The sequence below is a fragment of the Vibrio sp. HI00D65 genome, assembly GCF_001635455.1.
Lineage (GTDB): Bacteria > Pseudomonadota > Gammaproteobacteria > Enterobacterales > Vibrionaceae > Vibrio.
Map to the genome: position 1 here is coordinate 151,212 of NZ_LWEH01000159.1, position 18,862 is coordinate 170,073.

13 protein-coding genes, 2 tRNA genes and 2 pseudogenes are annotated in these 18,862 nt (G+C 43.3%); 8 read left to right on the forward strand and 9 right to left on the reverse strand.

Translation table 11 applies throughout. The annotated features are described in order from the left end of the window. Together A3712_RS14275 and A3712_RS28625 are read right to left on the reverse strand one after the other, a co-directional pair. Complete coding sequence (locus A3712_RS14275; protein WP_063523999.1) at window positions 1-687, reverse strand: SDR family oxidoreductase; 687 nt, start codon at window positions 685-687, stop codon at window positions 1-3. Between the two features lie 25 nt (window positions 688-712). Beyond that, complete coding sequence (locus A3712_RS28625) at window positions 713-838, reverse strand: hypothetical protein (RefSeq protein ID WP_258099341.1); 126 nt, start codon at window positions 836-838, stop codon at window positions 713-715. Between the two features lie 111 nt (window positions 839-949). Here A3712_RS28625 and A3712_RS14280 point away from each other — a divergent pair, with 111 nt between their 5' ends. Beyond that, window positions 950-1,882, forward strand: coding sequence for a histone deacetylase family protein (locus A3712_RS14280; RefSeq protein WP_063524000.1), 933 nt, complete (start codon window positions 950-952; stop codon window positions 1,880-1,882). Between the two features lie 52 nt (window positions 1,883-1,934). On the opposite strand, the gene A3712_RS14285 is transcribed toward A3712_RS14280, so the two are convergent. After that, a tRNA-Ser gene (locus tag A3712_RS14285) sits at window positions 1,935-2,025 on the reverse strand. 420 nt (window positions 2,026-2,445) lie between these two features. On the opposite strand from A3712_RS14285, the gene A3712_RS14290 reads away from it, so the two are divergent. Together A3712_RS14290 and A3712_RS14295 are read left to right on the forward strand one after the other, a co-directional pair. Further along, window positions 2,446-4,191: an Lcl domain-containing protein gene (locus tag A3712_RS14290; protein WP_063524001.1), complete on the forward strand. Its 1,746-nt coding sequence runs from the start codon at window positions 2,446-2,448 to the stop codon at window positions 4,189-4,191. Continuing rightward, window positions 4,184-6,832, forward strand: coding sequence for a cytochrome c peroxidase (locus A3712_RS14295; protein WP_063524002.1), 2,649 nt, complete (start codon window positions 4,184-4,186; stop codon window positions 6,830-6,832). The genes A3712_RS14290 and A3712_RS14295 overlap by 8 nt, the downstream gene beginning before the upstream one ends. Before the next feature lie 141 nt (window positions 6,833-6,973). Here the strand turns inward: A3712_RS14295 and A3712_RS14300 are convergent. From A3712_RS14300 to A3712_RS14310, 3 genes are all read right to left on the reverse strand, one after another. Then, window positions 6,974-7,064, reverse strand: a tRNA-Ser gene (locus A3712_RS14300). A 138-nt stretch (window positions 7,065-7,202) separates the two neighbouring features. Beyond that, complete coding sequence (locus A3712_RS14305; RefSeq protein ID WP_063524003.1) at window positions 7,203-9,005, reverse strand: DUF3413 domain-containing protein; 1,803 nt, start codon at window positions 9,003-9,005, stop codon at window positions 7,203-7,205. Between the two features lie 28 nt (window positions 9,006-9,033). Beyond that, the gene (locus A3712_RS14310; protein ID WP_063524004.1) at window positions 9,034-9,261 is read right to left on the reverse strand and encodes a YejL family protein; all 228 of its coding nucleotides are present in this window, start codon (window positions 9,259-9,261) and stop codon (window positions 9,034-9,036) included. 84 nt (window positions 9,262-9,345) lie between these two features. Between A3712_RS14310 and yejK the strand changes: the two genes are divergently transcribed. The 4 genes and pseudogenes from yejK to A3712_RS14325 all read left to right on the forward strand — a co-directional run bounded on the left by yejK (window position 9,346) and on the right by A3712_RS14325 (window position 13,128). Then, window positions 9,346-10,350: a nucleoid-associated protein YejK gene (gene yejK, locus A3712_RS14315; RefSeq protein WP_063524005.1), complete on the forward strand. Its 1,005-nt coding sequence runs from the start codon at window positions 9,346-9,348 to the stop codon at window positions 10,348-10,350. Between the two features lie 107 nt (window positions 10,351-10,457). Continuing rightward, a pseudogene (locus A3712_RS28885) lies at window positions 10,458-11,220 on the forward strand (Hpt domain-containing protein); the annotation flags it as partial. Between the two features lie 254 nt (window positions 11,221-11,474). After that, window positions 11,475-11,873: pseudogene (locus tag A3712_RS28890) on the forward strand (Hpt domain-containing protein); the annotation flags it as partial. Window positions 11,874-11,949: 76 nt separating this feature from the next. Next, window positions 11,950-13,128 (forward strand): hypothetical protein, encoded by a 1,179-nt coding sequence (locus tag A3712_RS14325; protein ID WP_063524007.1) that lies wholly within the window; start codon window positions 11,950-11,952, stop codon window positions 13,126-13,128. A gap of 91 nt (window positions 13,129-13,219) precedes the next feature. Here A3712_RS14325 and nhaC read toward each other — a convergent pair whose 3' ends face one another. Next, a complete protein-coding gene (gene nhaC, locus A3712_RS14330) occupies window positions 13,220-14,695 on the reverse strand; it encodes a Na+/H+ antiporter NhaC (RefSeq protein WP_157618759.1) in 1,476 nt (491 codons plus the stop codon). Window positions 14,696-15,155: 460 nt separating this feature from the next. On the opposite strand from nhaC, the gene asd reads away from it, so the two are divergent. After that, window positions 15,156-16,274, forward strand: a complete 1,119-nt coding sequence (gene asd, locus A3712_RS14335) for an aspartate-semialdehyde dehydrogenase (RefSeq protein ID WP_063524009.1) — start codon at window positions 15,156-15,158, stop codon at window positions 16,272-16,274. Window positions 16,275-16,798: 524 nt separating this feature from the next. Here asd and A3712_RS14340 read toward each other — a convergent pair. Next, entirely contained in the window at window positions 16,799-17,641 is an 843-nt protein-coding gene (locus tag A3712_RS14340) for an ion transporter (protein ID WP_063524010.1), read from the reverse strand. Between the two features lie 148 nt (window positions 17,642-17,789). After that, window positions 17,790-18,428, reverse strand: a complete 639-nt coding sequence (locus A3712_RS14345) for a YchE family NAAT transporter (RefSeq protein WP_063524011.1) — start codon at window positions 18,426-18,428, stop codon at window positions 17,790-17,792. Window positions 18,429-18,862: the final 434 nt, after the last annotated feature.

Below are 18,862 nucleotides of genomic sequence, written 5' to 3' on the forward strand. Positions count from 1 at the left end.
CTACCAGTCTATTTCACTGCCGTCGAAATTAAAGAAGTGACCACTTACTTCAGTGCTGGCAGATTCGATGACTTTAATAAGACCAGACGCTGAAGTGTTTGTATCAATAAGAGCATTAGGACCACCCATTTCTGTCTGTACCCAACCTGGGTGCAGTGCCAATACTGTGAAGCCGTTGCTAGTTAGATCGTTGCTTAAACTTTTTACAACCGAGTTGATAGCCGCCTTAGAAGAGCGATAGATGTAGCCCCCGCCAGAAGTGTTTTCTGCCATGCTGCCAACTCGAGAAGACAAGCAAACTATCTTTTTAACTTCACTGGCTTCTAGCATAGGGAGAAGTGTTTCAACTAACTTTAATGGCGCAATAGTGTTGACCTCAAAAACGCGTCGCCACTCTTCTACGTTAGTGTTACCCAGTCCGTAACCTTTAGGACCGTAATAGCCAGCATTGTTGATCAGAATATCAATGTGCTGCATCTGAGCAGGTAGTCTGCTGGCGGCTTGGTAATCAGTGATGTCCAGTTGAATGCAGGTCAAGTTGCTGTGATGTTCTGCGAGCGCCAGTAACTCATGCGCCGACGAGGTAACACGATAGGTAGCGTAAACGGTATGATTGTTTTTCACGTATTGCTGAACAAGGCTTAAACCAATGCCTCGGTTTGCTACAGTAATAAAAATAACGCTCATGGTGATTCCTTTACAGTTCAATTAGTTAAGTTTGATGGCTTAACACCAGAAAATCAACGGCCCACCAACTGGCCATTAGCATTCCGACAAAAATCATTACTGCTGTCGCTGAGCCACAGATCACCCCAAGGGTAAGTATTAGGTTTTTCATTGCTTTCTCTGAATACACTTGAAAGGTAATGATAATTGTTATCATTAATATAGGTTGTCGCCAAGGCTGAGGCTGTTATGATTTTGAGAAAGATAAGCTATCAACTCGATTATGATTCCTTTAATTTATCACCCAATTTATTCGCAGCTGCCTCTACCAGAAGGCCATCGTTACCCAATAAACAAATACCAGTTGTTACATAGCGCGGTTGAGGCGCTAATGGATGGCGATCCACTCTGGAAGAATATGTTTGAAGTGTTCGAACCAAAGCCGGTGTCGGTTGAGCAAGTCAAACAGGTCCACGACAGTGACTATGTCGATTTGCTTGTTGCTGGGAGTTTGCCAGCGGCGAAGATGAGACGTATCGGCTTTCCTTGGAGCGAACAGTTGATTGAAAGGACGCTCTATTCAAGCGGCGGCACCTGCCTAGCTGCGGATATGGCCATTGAAAGTGGTTTGGCGATCCACTTGAGCGGAGGCTATCACCACGCGCACCATGATTTCGGCAGCGGATTTTGTTTGTTGAATGATTTGGTGTTGGCAGCAAAGCATGCACTTACCTTTGAGCAGGTTGATAAGGTGCTGATCGTAGACAGTGACGTACACCATGGCGATGGTACGGCGACACTCTGCCAAGAGAGCGAGGAGATTATTACTCTGTCTTTCCACTGCGATAAAAACTTCCCTGCAAGAAAGCCATTATCGGATCTGGATGTGCCATTGAGTCGCGAAACGGAAGATGAAGAGTTTCTGCGTTGTTTTGGGCAAGTGACTAAGCTGGCGATTGCGCATCACCAACCTGATTTGATTATTTATGACGCAGGTGTCGATATCCACAAAGATGACGAGCTGGGTTACTTGAATGTATCGACGCAAGGGATCTTTAAACGCGATTGCTTCATGATTAATTTAGCAAAATCAGAGTCTATTCCAATGGCGTGCGTTGTTGGGGGAGGCTATCGTACCCAGCACCAAGATTTGGTACCGATTCACATGCAGCTTTTGAAAGCAGCACTAGCAGTTAATAGTTGTCTGCTAAGCTAGGTTTTCTTCAGATACAAAAAAGCCGCTGATTTCTCAGCGGCTTTCTTTAATGTGGTGGAGGGATAGGGATTTGAACCCTAGAACCGCTATTAACGGTTGCCGGTTTTCAAGACCGGTGCTTTCGACCACTCAGCCATCCCTCCGATGACGCGTATAATATAAGGGTGGCCTTGGCTTGTAAATACCCTTATTTACTGACTGCTTTATTTATGAACGTTTTTCGATATTTTTGTATTGAATGGCCATTTATTGTGCGCTTTGCTGATGATTTGTCGTAGCTAACTTAATAAAAAGTATGTTTACCTAGAATTACTTGATTTATATATAGATTTAGGCGAGGGGCTAAGATGATTATGGTGATAGTAGATCAAATTGTATTTTTTAGTTTATGCACCAGCTTAGACAAAAACTCGTCGAGAGCTGTTGGTTTTTTATTGACTAAGGCTGTTGCGTGGATATGATTTACCGTGTTAATGTAATCACTAATGATATTTATTTTCATTTGCAATTGTGTTTTCTCGAGTATATTCTGCGCCACTCTAAAAACACGATAGAACTTTAGTATGAAAATTAGCCAATTGTTAGCACTTATTGCTGCGATCTTGATGTCGGGATGTAATCATGATTTCCACAGCTCATCTGCTACCCAACAGCCTTCAACTCCTTCCCAACCTAATAAACCCGCAGAGCCCACTCAACCGGCTTCAAGTGATAAAGCGCAGATAACAGAACTTACTGTTGACCAAGTTAAATCAATCGCGATTGACCGTGTAACCTTCGATGCTCCGGGGATATCAGCATTAACTGCGGCGAATGTCACGGATATAAAAACTAATTTTGGGCGAGCCTATGTTAAACAGGTATCCGGTAAAATGGTGTTTGAGCTGAGTAGCAGTAGCAAGTTAAATAAGTCAGCTCAGCAAGCAAAAACGATGATAGATTCAGCAGGAGAGCGTAATGTTAGTTCGAGTAGCTCGAAAGGCTCGGTAATATATTCACGTTTGGCTTCTGAGCATAATTATAATTTTAAAATAAGTTATCAAGTGGGTAATAAACAGTATCAAGTCCTAGGATATGCACTGCCGTTATACCAAAAAGATAAGGATACAATTGTTCCTCGCTTTAAAAAATTAGATGCAGCGGGCGATGTGTTAGCCGCTGATTTGCAAGTGTTGACTCGTGATGAAAGTGATTGGTCATGTGTCACCGATACAAGCTCAGATCTCACTTGGCAGGTCTTGCAAGCGAATGGTGACTTTGCATTTGACTCAACCTATTACTGGGGTGATAGAACACTAAATCACCGTGATTATATGCCAGCAAGTTGTGCGCTTGATAAAAGTTGTAATACCGATAATTTAGTGGAAATAGCCAATGAACAAAAGCTATGCGGCAAAACAGATTGGCGAATGCCAACGCGAAATGAATGGAAAACAGTATTAACCACTGAGATGTTGAATGATGAGAAGCGTCAATCGCCGATTGATCGTTTCTTCTTCCCCTACTTGGATGCTAACTATGATGAAGCTTATTGGACCAATCACTTCACTGTTTATTTAAACGGCCATGACGGCCTTGATGGTGATTGGCAAGGTTCGAATAAAACCGTGGGTGACGCGTTAGTAATGTGGATGGGCAGTGACTTCGCACACGTAAAAATGCCACCTCGTTCTACTAATGAACCGCGATTTGCAATGTTAGTGAGTGGGGCGGTTATACCTGATGAATCGGATAATTCGACAGGTGAAATAACAGCACAGTTAAAGTCTGAAATTAATAAAGCGGGCGATGAAGATAAAAATTGGAAAAAACGTTTTATTAAAAACGGCAAAGCAGGCCAAGCCTTACGTGATCAAGATTTAGAACAGTGGGCTTGTACTAGCGATAGCTTCTTTAAGACTGTAGTACCAAATACCAATATCTTATGGCAACGTATTGACAAAGAAGGACCATTAATGACCTTAGAGCAAGCACGAGCTTATGCTAAAACCGTTAATACACAAACATTATGTGGTCGTAATGATTGGCGGCTGCCGTCTGAATCTGAGCTCAAATCATTGCTGATTGATAGCTTTGCATATGATATGGAGGGCATTTCTTACCGTGCTGGTTATACGAAGAGTATCTTTAATGACACTATGGTAGGGGTTGACAGCTACTACTGGACGTCTACAGAAAGTGCTTATGACGGAATGATAAATGTTGCTGTTGCCTTTCAAACCGAATGGGCAGAGAGCAATTCTGGAAGTACCCCAGAAAGTACATTCCGTGTTCGTCTCATTTCTACATCGCAAAAAAATAATGATTAATTTTAATAAAGTAATAAGTGCTGCGCTTGCAGCACTTATATTCGTTTCTGGCTGTAACGGCTCAGACAGTTCACCGGGTAATACGGCATTACCAACAGAGTCAAAGCCAGAGACACCTAAGCCTGAAACGTCCGTTATAGATCCAACGCAGCCGGATAAAGACAAAAAGTATTCTAAGCAGCAAGTAACACAAGGAGAGACTTTTTCTTATCAGTATGTTTTGAGTGCAGATGAAACCTTGCGTGTTATTCAGCCTGCAACGTTGGGAAATGTGAGCGTTGATGATGGGCTTGTTGTTTATCGAGCGCCATCAGCTTTAGTCGGGGCGGATCAGTTTAAACTCGAACGTTTAAATAGTTCATCAGCGCAAAGTCTGGATTGGATGATTCGTATAAACAAGCCAACTCCCCGATTTGCTTTTGTAGCCGTTAACGATGAAACAGCGGCCAAGGTATGGCAATGCGTTTCAGACGAAGAAACGCATGAAGGGGTCACTTGGCTAACGGCAATTCAACCGAATACTGAGACATTCTCGTGGCAAGATTGGGAAGCAACGTTACCTGGGTTTGCAGCAGATTGTTCGCTCTCAGATGCTTTGAGTGGTAAAGCATGTACAACCAGCAATCTTATCGATTATGCCAACCAACAGCAATTGTGCGGTCAAACTGACTGGCGCCTACCATATTCTTATGAAATGCAGAACCTAACCAGTGAACAAGATTTTGCATTGGATCGTAACCAAGCGGCTATTGATCCATTCTTCTTTCCACATGTTAGCTTCGAGAATTACTGGCTTCAAAATGATGTCAGCGCCCAACAAGCAGATAATATTGCTTATCGCTATAGTTTTGGTGCTAATCGAAAGAAATCGTTGGGTCAGAATAAGCGTAAGCCAGCTTCAGTTATGTTGGTCAGTGGTAGTTATCGTGATCCATCGCTGCCTAATCAACAAATAAAACCGCAAGCAGAAGAAACCAGTTTCATTCGATTAGATAATGCAGGTCAACCCCTCGCGCGCAACCGTCAGCAAGATGATTATCAAGATTCACCATGGCGTTGTTTGGATGACATGCGAGGTTTAGTCCGTGATAACTTGTATTTGCGGGATAAGCGTTTCTCGTATGTATATTGGCTAGTACCAAATAGCAGTGATGTGACAAGCACTTTGCGTGATTATGTGAGTGATACCAGTGTGAGCAACTGTGGTCAAACCGACTGTTCGATAGAAGCGGCATTAAAAGTGATTAATCGTTCGAAGCAATGTGGTCGTAGTGATTGGCGCTTGCCTACAGCTGATGAACTTTCATTATTAATGCATCAGCAAGTGAGTGGTGGAGCATACAAAATGCTGTATTCAAAATCATTAAATTCCCCAGTTGCTGGAGACTACTGGGTTGCTACATCGACGGAGATAGGGCTCGGCACGTTAAAATTACCAATGGCGGCAACGCTCCAGCCAACACCATTAACCGCTCAGAAAGAAGCGACACAAACTGCGAAACTACTCCTGATTGCGAGTGAGTTCGAGCCGCGTGCAATAGAGGATCCGCGTTCAGTTAGAAATCACACAAAACCTGATATTACTCGCTTAAGACAAGCTTATGCGGCTCACCCTAATCATTGGCCAGCTCCTTTCGTTGATGATAAAGGCAGTTATCAAGAACTCGGTACTATGCCTCATGTTATTTTTCCGAATCATAATCCTTTTGATGAAAAGAAAGTGGCATTAGGGAAAAAACTATTTTTTGACCCGTTTCTTTCTCAGGCTCAGGATATTGCCTGCGCAAATTGCCATGAACCGAACAAAGGATGGGGTGATGGTAGGGAAGTTTCTATTGGTCATGATCGCCAACGTGGAAAGCGCAATGCGCCGACTATAGTTAACAGCGCATTTTTACCACAATTATTCTGGGATGGGCGTGCAGAGACATTAGAGCAGCAGGCGTTGATGCCGATTCAAGATCCATTAGAAATGGCTGAATCATTGCCGAATTTGGTCAAAAGATTAAATGATCATCCTAATTACCCGACCCTATTTGATGAGGTTTTTGGTCTTGGGACAATTACCCAAGAACAGCTAAGCATGGCATTAGCAACTTTTCAGCGAACGATAATTAGCAAACCGAGCCAATTTGATCGATTTGTTAAAGAGGCTGAGTTAGGTAAAACGGATGCATTGTCTGACCAAGCATTGTGGGGGCTAGATATTTACCGTCGTAATGGGCGCTGTGTTAATTGTCATATGGGACCTGAATTTACCAATCATAAATTCGAAAATGTTGGTTTAACCTATTACAAAGCTTTTTATGAAGATTTAGGTAAGTACGATGTAAGCCGTAATAGCCACGATGTTGGGTTATTTAAAACCCCATCACTGCGTGATGTCATGAATCATGGTCCGTGGTTTCATAATGGTTTAGTGCATACTATTGAGGGGGTTATTTCAATGTACTCTGAAGGAATGGCAAGTAACGCGCCTTTTGGTTGGAGCAAGTATGATCCAAATTACCCAAAACTATCAGAGAAAATTAGACCTTTAAATTTAAGCTATCAAGAAGCTGAGGCTCTCAAAGCATTTTTAGTAGCTATTACAGCTGAATCCCCATTGGACTCAGCGACCAAAGCGGAGCTTGGCCAATAAGCTGATAGATGAGTTGACTCGTGAAGTCTGCCGCCAAGTTAAAATGGAAGCGTTCGTTAGTGATAGCAAACGCTTTTCAAAAACTAACGTATGTAAAAAAGCCCGAGCTAATGTATTTCATTGGCTCGGGCTTCATAAATGTGGTGGAGGGATAGGGATTTGAACCCTAGAACCGCTATTAACGGTTGCCGGTTTTCAAGACCGGTGCTTTCGACCACTCAGCCATCCCTCCAATGGCGTGAATAATATAAGGGCATGAAGATCTTGTAAACCCCTAATTTACATAAATTTGTTCTGTTGCCTGTTTTCTAGGCATTAACGGCAATAAAAAAGGGAAGCCACTGGCTTCCCTTTTTTGTTTGGTGATCATTTAATCATTCTTTGCGTAGAATCGCTGTAATTCAGTGAGACCCTGCATTAGAACTGGTAAGCGAGGGCTTACATTTTTTAGTCGTTGGTAATCTTGGTCGTACAGCTTGTAGTTACCAAATTTATCTAAAACCGTAGTTTGCTTATCTGTCACAAGCGCTAACTCACGAGAATCACCCGCAAGAACCCATTTTCTTTTACTCTCATCAAACAAGCTGCGACCGCTGCTAAAGTCAGTTGGGTTTGAAGATACACCCAGTAGCTCTTGCATTAGTGTTACTGAAATATCTAAGTGGCTAGAGCGGTGAGTGTACTCAGACTCTGATTTACCTGGCCAGCTGATAAACAGAGGAACCTGCAGCTGATAACTGCTGTAGTTAGAGTTTGCACCCCAGCTGTTAGTCTTGGTTTCGTTAAACTCAGTACCGTGATTAGAGGTGATGATAACTACCGTATTATCGATAAGGTCTAAGCGTTCCAATTCATCGTAGATGGTTGCAAGCTGTGCGTCCGCTGCTTGAGCTGACTTTTGGTAATCAGCAGCAAAACGTTCTGCGGTTGTTAACGCTGAGCCTGACTCTGCTTCTGAGCTTGCAAAATTGTCCAGTGTTGTCAGCTCAATAAAGTTGAACCAAGGACGCTTGGCTTTCGGTGATTCCACCCAGCTTGACCAGGCTTGGACTGCACTTTGGTCATTAAACGTCGCTTGCTCTGACATGATTTTACGGCCTCGGAAGATGATGTCCGAGTACAGTGCATCGTCAAAGTTGTCACCGCTGAATGCAGCAAACTTGTAATTGTGGTTATCCAATACATCCAACAGAACTGAACTCGAACCTTGAGCTTCAATGCTGCTTGCGTAGCTGCTAGGAAGGCCATAGAACAAGCCAAAAATACCAAACATGTCGTTGCTAGAACTGTAATGGTTGGTGAAATTGATCGACTGTTGTGCAAATGCGTAGCTGCTTGGCATTGATGTTTCGTTAAGAGCATCTGCGCGCAGGTTATTCACGCTCACCATCAGGATGTTCAAATCATCACTGCGGCGGTTGTACTGAATTTCTTCTAGCGGGTAGCTAACAAGGTTTACATTACCTTTGTTCGCTTCTAAACGCTCTAGATATTCTTCACGGTCTAACAGACCATGTTTCTCCATAAAGCTTTTCGCTGTCATTGGGTAAGACAGTGGGAAGTTCGCTTTTTGGATCGTAATTGGATTATAGAAATACGCATCGGCCCACATGTAAGTCAGGTGGCTACTGATGAAACACAAAAAGAAGACGGCGGTAATTGGACGGCCGATGTGTTTATGAGAAAGTTTACGTTGTTTTCGCCAAACCCATTCAGATAGGCCAAGCTGCAATAAGAAAATAAGCGGCATAACAATGAAGAGGTGCTGCAAATCAGACGTAAATGCAGATTCCTCTCCACTGAATAAAACCTCCCACACGACAGGCGTCAGGTGGAGGTTTATATTTTGATACGTTTGAGTATCAATCAACAGGACAGTTAAACCTATGGTCGCAAAGCAAACGGCAACCAAACGTAATAACTTCCTCGACGGAAGAATAAATGTGAGCGGGAACAGCACTAATAGATAGAGCGCAAATACCAAAAAGCCGAAATGACCAACCCATGAAGCAGCCAAGTAGAACTGACCCAGCAGGGTTTCTGGCCAAGCAGATTGAGTGATATAACGAGTACCAATCAACATCGCAGCAATGATGTTGAAAAATGCAAACCAGTGACCCCAACCAACCAGTCGAGATACACGATCGCTATATGAGTTTGCGCTGTCTACCATTTATAATTCTTTTATCCGTCAATCAAATTTAGTGAGACTTTTTATCTTCAAGAGAAGAAATTAAAGCCTCGGCAAATTTTTCAGCAATTCCTTTGCGTTGTGAAGCAGCAACGTTCTGATTTAAGACATTGGTTGCGATATTTCCAGCGATCATCAGTGAAAGTTCTGGTGAAGCTTTGTGCTTAGATAGTACAGCACCTACTTCAGATAGGATTTTTTCAACTTGTTCATCTGTGTATTTAGATATAATCGGCATAAGGACTCTAATAATGATAGTAAAAGCGGCTTATGATAACCTACTATGCACGACAACTGAAACCTGAACGGTAATATTTTCACTATGAGCCTTCACCTTTCCAACGTAATTTTACACCAGCTGAGCAAGAACGATCAGGAAGAACTGATTGTTAACTATCGTGCTGAATCTCTAGAAAACGATGCTTCTTCTGAAAGCCTAGTTGCTGAACTTCATCGTGTGTTTAACTCAAAAGCAGGCAAAGGGTTTGGTTCTTTCAAATCTGACAGCGAATTCCAACAGTGGTTGCATCAACTTCGTGCTGGTGAGACAAACTTTTACAATTTTTCTCAAAAGAGTGCGCAACGTCTAAAAGACGAGCTTTCAAAATACCCATTTGCTGATGAAGGCATCTTGGTAATGGCTGAATATCAGTCACTTGCAACTGACTACCTTTTCATTGGTCTTCTGCCTTCAAACCAGAGCTTAAAGGTAACAGAAGGGCTAGATATCAGTGCGACTGACTACTTAGATATCTCTAAAATGGACATCGCCGCTCGCTTAGATCTTTCTACTTACGAGACAGACAAAGAATCAAATCGTTACCTAACGTACATCAAAGGACGTGTTGGTCGTAAAGTGGCTGACTTCTTCTTAGATTTTCTTCAAGCGGAAGTAGGTCTGGATGCAAAACTGCAAAACCAGGTGCTGATGCAAGCGGTAGAAGATTTTGTTTCTGATTCTAAATTAGAGAAAGAAGAAGCGATCAGCTACAAAAAGCAGGTTGCTGATTACTGTAATGAGCAGTTAAAGGCGGGTGATGAGGTTCAAGTACGTGAACTGTCTGGCGAATTACCAGCAAGCTCAGATGGTACCAGCTTCTTTGATTATACTAGTGAGCAAGGCTACGAGTTAGAAGATAGTTTCCCTGCAGATCGCGCAACTATGCGTAAACTAACAAAATTTGTTGGTGCGGGTGGCGGTTTGAATGTTAGTTTTGATAGTCTGCTTCTAGGCGAGCGTATCTTCTATGATCCGGAGACAGATACACTAACGATTAAAGGCACACCGCCAAACTTACGTGACCAACTGACTCGTAATAAGTCATAGTCCGAAGTGAATAGGTAAGCGGCAGTAGGATGCTGTCGCTTGTTTTTGTGCTTTGTGTCTTCGCCATAGCAACAATGGCTTTAAGTTAACACGCACAAGGAATATAGATGGAACAATCAGTAGCAAAGCCCACTCGCTTTAATAAACCAGCCACTTTCTTAGTTGTGATTTTGGTTCTGTGGCTACTTCCTTCATTGGCACTTCTCAACTTAAGCCGTTCCTACACAAACTCTCTCGCTCAAATCGAAGAGCTGGGCATTCGCGTTAACGAATTAAGACAGTCACTCTATTTCTCGGAACCACTTCGCGTCTCACGCATTAATGAGCTAGCTCTTGACGCTCAATTAGTTTATTCAATCCGACTTCAGATCGAATCCGATTTCCAAAACGCATTTTTCCGCCCTGACGTAAACCAACTGCTTTATGTTGCAGACCAGTTTTTGGACAAATTTGACGAGTTCATTCCAATCGAAAGTCAGGTTCAAGAGATAGTCTATAACATCAAGTTGTTACGTGCAGACAAGCAGTTATCTCCCAAGTTAAAACCGTTGCTAAATGAATTTGGAGTAGTGGTGTTTGAGGCTATGTACTCAGACAGCCAAAGCTCGTCGGCGACCTACCGAGCTTTTGATTCTATTCTCGAGAAATCTTACAAGTTGAAAACTCCAGAGCAAGACGCGATTCAACAGTTACTGGCTGATGCTTCCGCATTGCTCGTAGATTACGCACAACTGAACTTTTTAGTCGATAAGATTAAGCAGAACTCGGTGAACAAGCAGATCATTAAGTTAGAGTCAGAATATCATGAGCGCCAGTTTAATTTGCTGGTCGCAATGTTAGGTCTGAGTTTGGCTGCTATGGTCGCTCTGATTGTTTGGAGTGCGGGTGTGAGAAAGGCCTCTCCACAACTTGCAGCTGACCAGAATACCTCTCCTGAACCTAGCGAAGAAAAGGTTGTTCAATTTTCTGCTAAGGATGAGGAACTGTTTTCAGAAAGTAGCCTTGATTCATCTCCTTTGGCAACCGGGCAGCAGCAGCACGAGACTAAGCAAGAGGTACCAGAAACGGTAGTGAACGATCCATCAGACTATCTACAACAGCAACAGAATATGAACATTGAAAGTCAACCAAATACGATTGAGACGCCAAAAGCTGAGCGACACGTTGCTAGCGTGACGGATTCGAAACCAGCGATTGATATTGAAGAGATGCTCGAAACACTCGATGGTGATACAGAGTCGGTTGAATTGTTGCTTGGGGTGTTTGTCCAAGACCATGCGGACGACTATGAGAAATTTAAAGCGCTATTGACCAAAGATGAAACCTCAGCAACACGTGTTGTACATAGCTTAAAAGGTGTGGCAGGTAGCATTAAAGCGTCGAGATTAGCCATTATTGCCGCAAGTATTGAGATGACAATGAAGCAATCTCGAGCGATCAGTGAACACGACCTGAATGAACTCGAGCAGGCGATAAAAGCCTCGGTGGATTCCGCTGTCGAATATTTAGATAATCAGCGTTAACTTTTGCGGGAATATTGACAATACTCTGACGAAGTGTTCATACAATCCGCGCCCTTAGTCTTTGTCAGAGGTTTATATGTTACGAGTTTCGAGTCGAAGTTGGATGGTGTTGGTGCTTAGTATTGTACTAAGTGGTTGTTCTCTATTGGAAGTTAAGTTAGATAGTCAGACTACGCCTCTCACTCAACAAGAGCTGAATGCTCGGCTCATGACGCGTGAATACGCTAAGCTGTTTTTTACACAAGTCGAAGACTCAGCTGATTTAATCGCGCAATCTTACCCTGCTGATGACACCTTACATCAATCTTACGTTTTGCTTTGGAAGATTCATGCTGAGCAGGGCTTACAGCAAGCGGCTTACCAAACCTCTCCGATGTCTGCGCTCATTGATACTTGGGTGTTTACTGCGCAAATGAATCAATTCTATGCCGAAGGTGAAGGAGCGGATCTGTTCACGACGGATCATGCGGTTAACACTGCACGCTCTCTCGATCAAGAAGCAAAAAAGCTAGCAAAGGGCGTTCTGAGCTCAAGTGACTTTAAAAAGAGCAAAGCATTCGTTGCTGAGTTTGTTGCGAGCAACCCATTTAACGATCTAACGTTCAGAAGCACGCCTGCTTATCGAGAATGGTTAACTTATCTTGGAAAAGATGAATCACAGATTGTTCAGAGCCTAGGTACCATGCCAGAAGCGATGAGCGATGCATCAGATCGTTTAAGCCTGATGGCTGATCAAACGCCAAAGCTGATGTCTTGGAAAGCAGAATTAGTAGCGATGAATAGCTCACTGACAGGTGAAGATTTGTCGATGACACTAGAAAGCCTTCGCCAAACGTCAGCAAGCATGCAGGACTTCATTGAGAACAATCCTGAATACATGCAAACATTGGCTTCTATTATGTCGGCAGAGATGCGGCCGCTGCTTAATGATCTTAGCGACAAAACAGACCAAAAACTGGCTATGCTGAGTGATGAGCGTGTGGCGTTAGAAAAGATGGTGACGCGTGAAAGAGAAGCGTTAGTTCAGATGATCGAGAAAGAACGTATCGAGATCGCCGGTATCGTGACATCTGAAAGAGAATTGTTCACTCAAGATTTAGACCGCGTTTCGCAAGAAGTGGTTGTGCTCGCGATTGATAAGCTGATGGAGCTAATCAAAGGTGTGATTATCTACTTTATTCTGTTTATCTTGGTGGCGTTCTTCGCACCGTTAGGTATCGGTTATTGGTTGGGTAAACGAACCGCAAATAAGTAACCCAATAAAAAAGAGCGCTCCAAGGCGCTCTTTTTGCATTTAAATAATTAACGGTTTGTTTTACGTTCTAACGTTTTTGAACGATGGACTACTAGGCTTGTTGCTTTGTCAGCTCTGCCGTTTCTTCCGTTTCAATAGCTGGTGCTGTTGGTTCACATTTATCAACGAACCAACCCATGTACGACGTTACGATAGTCACGATGATACAGATGAAGCTTAGCCACATGAATGGTGCGTACGACAGCGTTGCAACGCCTAGGATACTCGCCATGTAGATACCGTTGTCACTCCAAGGCACCATACCTGATGTCAACGTACCGCCGAACTCAGCGTTACGAGATAAGTTCTTACGCTTGTAACCTAGACGGTCGTAGTTCTTAGCACAGATTTTTGGCGTAAGGATTAGTGATACGTACATCGCAGAGCCAAATACGTTACCCATGAAAGCCGTACCGATTGTGCTTGTTGCTAGCGAACCTGCGCTGTTTACGCGGCGTTCGAATACCTTCGCAATTGTCTCTAGCACGCCGACTTTATCTAGCAAGCCACCAAAGCCTAAACCAAATACGATAACCGCAACCGAACCCAGCATTGAAGACATGCCACCGCGGTTTAGGATTGAGTCAATGAAGTCCACGCCAGATGAGATAGAGAATGGTGCCCATGCAGTGTTGAATGCTGTTAAGAAGTCGATTTCTTGAATCATCACTGCCCAAATAATACCTAGCAGAGAACCAAAGCTGATTACCGGGAATGAAGGCATACGGAAAGCCAGTAGACCTAATACGATCAGTACTGGAACAAATGAGTATGGCGTGATGTAGAACTGAACTTCCATCGCTTTGATCACAGATTCTACTTGGCTCATGTCAACGTTACCGGCGTAGTGGAAGCCAAACGCGGTAAACATGATGCCAGTAATAACGTAGCTGATTAATGCAACAGGCAGCATGCCTTTGATGTGTTCAACCACTTCTACGTTAGACATAGAAGAAGCCAAAATTACTGAATCTGAAAGTGGTGACATCTTGTCACCGAAGTAACAACCTGACAGTACTGCACCTGCCGTAATTGGCGCTGGAACACCTAGGCCTTGGCCAATACCCATCATCGCAATACCCGCTGTACCAGCAGCCCCCCAAGAAGTACCAGTAGCCAACGCTGTTAAAGAACAGATGATCATGGTCGCCAAAAGGAAGATAGAAGGGTGGATAGCTTTTAGACCATAGTAAATGATGGTCGGTACGATCCCGCCAGAGATCCAAGTACCAACAAGAGCGCCAACGGCTAAAAGTATTAAAACTGCGCCTAAACCGTTAGATATTCCTTTGAGTGCTGCTTTTTCTAAGTCTTTGTATTGGTGTCCAAGATGAATACCAAGCACCATGATAATGAACCAACCAATGTACAAGGCAAGTTGGATTGGAAGGTCAAGCTTTGCTGTAAAGGAAAAAGCAAGGGATAGAAATAGTCCTAACGCGATGAATACCTGCATCAGGTTCGGTAGGCGAGTTTTACTCTGCTTCATAAAAGCCTCTTGTGATTTCGAGCATTTATAGTGCTTCATTATATTGTGGGGTACGAAATGGACACTACAGTAAATAGATTATTATATCGAGAAAATACGCTTAAGCTTTGATATTTGACTGCATATCGGACCAGTTGTGGTCTCATAGCCTAAATTTTTGTTAAATTCATGATTGTTACATGTTTAATTCTATCGAGCGTTGTTTCCGTTTTGTAAAATAAAATGCCAATTAACCATGGTTTAACAGAGGGATTTACTGTTTGTGACAAGGGGGTGATTGTTAGATCTAGCGTGATAAGTGGCTGAATTTAGGGAGGTTGGTGTTTCTATCAATAGGGTGGAGGCTGAATCTCTCTATTGAGATAACTTTACGATTCATCGCGTTCACTTAAAAGAAACGAAAAAGTTACACTTTTTGACAAAAAGCGCTTGAGTTCTGTTTCTGAAAAACTTATAGATGGGGGAGAGCAATTTTTAATTTATACATGGAGAGTGAGAGATGAGAGTAGGTCTAGTTGGTTGGCGCGGTATGGTGGGTTCTGTACTGATGCAACGTATGGTTGAAGAGAAGGACTTCGACCTGATTGAGCCTGTTTATTACAGTACATCTCAGATTGGTATTCCTGCCCCTTTTCTAGGTGGTAAAGATGCGGGTCTACTTCAAGACGCTTTTGATATTGATAGCTTAAAGCAGCTTGATGCGGTTATTACTTGTCAAGGCGGCGATTACACATCAAAAGTTTACCCAGCGCTACGTCAAGCGGGCTGGAAAGGTTACTGGATTGATGCCGCTTCAACTCTACGTATGGATGCTGATTCAATCATCACTCTTGATCCTGTTAACTTGGCTCAAATCCAGAAAGGTATTCACAGCGGTACTAATACTTTTGTTGGTGGTAACTGTACAGTGAGTTTAATGCTTATGGCACTGGGCGGCCTATACGAGAAGGGCATGGTTGAATGGATGAGTGCCATGACTTACCAAGCGGCTTCTGGTGCGGGTGCTAAGAACATGCGTGAGCTTATCTCGCAAATGGGCGTGATTAACGATAGCGTGAGCTCTGAGTTAGCGAACCCGGCAAGCTCAATTCTTGATATTGATAAGAAAGTTGCTGATACCATTCGTTCATCGTCATTCCCAACAGATCAGTTTGGTGCTCCGCTAGCGGGTTCATTGATTCCTTGGATCGATGTGAAGCGTGAAAACGGTCAGAGTAAAGAAGAGTGGAAAGCGGGCGTTGAAGCGAACAAGATTCTTGGCTTAGATGGTCAGCCTATTCCTATCGATGGTACCTGTGTACGTATTGGTGCAATGCGTTGTCACGCTCAAGCACTAACAATCAAGCTCAAGCAAGACGTCCCAATGGATGAGATTGAAGAGATCATCGCAACTCACAACGACTGGGTTAAAGTGATTCCTAACGACCGTGATATCACGGCGCAAGAGCTGACTCCAGCTAAAGTAACAGGCACTATGTCTGTGCCAGTTGGCCGCCTACGTAAGATGTCTATGGGTAACGACTTCTTAAATGCCTTCACTGTTGGTGACCAACTGCTTTGGGGTGCTGCAGAACCACTGCGTCGTACTCTGCGAATTATCCTAGCTGAGAAAGCGTAATCGAAAGCTCTTTCTATCCAAAAGTTAAAGCAAGCACCATTCTTTGTGAATGCTTAGCTTCGTGAGAGACAAAAGCCGGTGTTAACACATCGGCTTTGTGATCGCGTAAGGTTGATTAATTGTACTCGTGACTTCACTTAAATGTTCTCGTTGGAATGAGACAAGGAAGAGATCCCCAACTCGTTCGTTCCTCACTCTTGAGGATGACGTTTTTCTCCTAACTTAAATTGCGTCATTCCAGATAGCAACGAAGGGGCGTAGTCGGGAATCTCGTTTTGGCTCAGTGAACCAACATCAAAAAAGGTGACGATAAACGCCACCCTTTCTAGTCCCTTAATCTCTCATTATCCGGTTCTCGAAACTGCCATTAAATCCCTTCGCATCCAGTCACTCGAATCTCGTCGCTGCTCTTATATCTCTTCTCATCCAGTCACTCGAATCTCGTCGCTGCTCTTATATCTCTTCTCATCCAGTCACTCGAATCTCGTACCTACTCTTATGTCCTTTCGAATCCCGCATCTACTTTATTCCCTGTCGGAGACGACACGTTTGTCAGGGTCGGCTAGTTCACTTGCACAGTGCTTACAGTAGAGGGCATCAGGGTCGTGCCCTGAACGGTTGCAGTTCGGACATTTGACTAGCTCCTTGTGAGAGTTCATTTCACTACTTAGCTCGGCGGTAATTATCCCGGTAGGTACCGCAAGGATAGAGTAACCCAGTAACATTGTGAGAGATGCGATAGCCTTACCAATCGCTGTTTGCGGCACCATATCCCCGTAGCCAACGGTGGTGATGGTGACGATTGCCCAGTAGATACTGTGAGGAATACTGGTGAATCCGTTTTCTGGCCCTTCAATCACAAATATCAAAGCGCCAAAGATAACGACCAAGATGCCAACTGTGCTAAAGAAGATAAGAATCTTTCGTCTTGCCATCAATAGTGAACGCAACAGAATATTTGAATCTTGTAGATAGCGAACCAACTTCAGAACTCGGAAGATACGCATGACACGCAGTAATCTCACAACGCCCATAAACGAAGCGCCTGGGAAGAAGATCGCTAAGTAAGTAGGTAGGATCGCTAACAGATCAACAATGCCATAAAAGCTGGTGGCGTAAGATTTCGGTTTTGGAGAACAATAGAGCCTTAATAGATACTCGATAGTGAATAGGGCGGTGAAAGTGTACTCGATGTAACGAAGTTCTTGAGACCACTCTGTCATCACATTTGGAATGGACTCTAGAATAAGAACCAGAAGCGAAGCCAAGATTGCAATGATCAGTGAAATATCAAATGCACGTCCGGCAGGTGTATGGGTACCAAAAATAGTAACGTACATGTGATGCTTGAGTGGCTTGCGTGACATAAGGGGAGGTTCGTCTTCTATTAAATGCGTTAACCATCATTATACAAGCTTCATAATAACGAGGCGAGTGAAAGCCAAATTGCTTTACTCGCCTCAGATGTGTTCCACATTAAATAGCCGCAGTTAAGCGACTATGTGCTATTTGTGGTTATGCTAAACCTGGGAATAGGTTAAGCAAGCCGTTCGCAATGAACTCGATGCCAAGTGCACCAAGAATCAAGCCCATGATACGGGTGATAACGTTAATTCCGGTTTGACCTAAAAAGCGCACGGTAACAGGCGCTGAACGGAACAGAAGCCAAGAGCAAATTGCGAACGCAATAATGCTGATACCAATACCGATAGTATCGATTGCTGCTGGGTAACGCGATCCATAGACAATGGTCGAACTGATCGCACCTGGGCCGGCCATTAAAGGCATAGCTAAAGGAACAACACCTATTTGTTCTTTACTGATGTACTCAGATTTTTCCTGCTTATTCTGCTTATCTTCACCCAACTTACCGCTCATCATCGAAAACGCGATGCTCAGTAATAGCAGTCCACCCGCAACACGGAAAGAGTCTAATGAAATGCTAAACATGTCGAGGAGCAACTGACCCGCAACTAGCGACACAATCAAGATAACAGCAACGGCAATATTGGCTTGAAAGGCTGTCCTGTTTCTCTCTTCTGGCGGCATATGAGCAGTAAGAGAAACAAACACAGGCATGATGCCGATTGGGTTTACGGCTGCAACAAGCCCAAGGAAGAATTGCATAAAGATTGCGAGTTCTAAACCTTGCATGGGAGCGATCTCCAAGTAACGTAAAGTAGGGTGGTGGGTTTGATCTGACCTCGGTCAGAGTGCGTAATGTAAGGGACAAATTCAATGAGAGCGAATGAAAAAAACTAACCTGTACAAGGGGCTATTTTTTAGAAAAACTAATTGAGCGTCATGTCTGCAATGCCATTGTTACAAGGTGTTTTCTCATGTTTCGTGTTGTAACTTAATTTGAACGTTATGTTATCTAATGCACGCTTTTAATAAAAATTATGACAGTTTCTAGCTCGTTGCAACGATATGGATATACTTTCAGTAGCACAGTTTTAGCCATATACATGTAAGTGAACTGATTGAAAATGAAATTTTTTTACAGTTTGTGACGCGAAGTAGAAAATAATTATCTGATTGCTTGTTTTTTTGCTCGATAGTAATTGTGATTTAAATCTATATAAATC